The sequence below is a fragment of the Vibrio genomosp. F10 str. 9ZD137 genome, assembly GCF_049974785.1.
Lineage (GTDB): Bacteria > Pseudomonadota > Gammaproteobacteria > Enterobacterales > Vibrionaceae > Vibrio.
Genome location: NZ_JBNGCJ010001070.1, coordinates 1 through 379, shown reverse-complemented (window position 1 = coordinate 379; position 379 = coordinate 1). Strand labels below are relative to the sequence as shown.

Genomic DNA, 379 nt, shown 5'->3' with positions numbered 1-379 from the left:
AGCCGCGAGCAACTCGATACGGCCATTGATGCCTTTATCCAAGTCGGTAAAGATATGGGGATCATCGCTTAATCAGGCGAGAGGAATAATTATGAAAATCAAAGCACTATCGAAACTAAAACCTGAAGAAGGCATCTGGATGACCGAGGTTGAAAAACCTGAAATGGGTCATAACGATCTTCTTATCCGAATTAAGAAAACCGCCATTTGTGGTACAGATGTGCATATTTACAACTGGGATGAGTGGTCACAAAACACCATCCCTGTTCCTATGGTCGTCGGGCACGAATACGTAGGTGAAGTGGTTGGTATTGGTCAAGAAGTTCGCGGGTTCGAAATCGGCGATCGTGTATCTGGTGAAGGGCACATTACGTGTGGT

1 protein-coding gene and 1 pseudogene are annotated in these 379 nt (G+C 45.4%); both read left to right on the top strand.

What is annotated here, in order from left to right; translation table 11 throughout:
- Positions 1-72: pseudogene (locus tag ACP45E_RS22545) on the top strand (aminotransferase class I/II-fold pyridoxal phosphate-dependent enzyme); the annotation flags it as partial.
- 19 nt (positions 73-91) lie between these two features.
- On the top strand, positions 92-379 hold a 288-nt coding region (locus tag ACP45E_RS22540), incomplete at its 3' end, for an alcohol dehydrogenase catalytic domain-containing protein (RefSeq protein WP_038125824.1).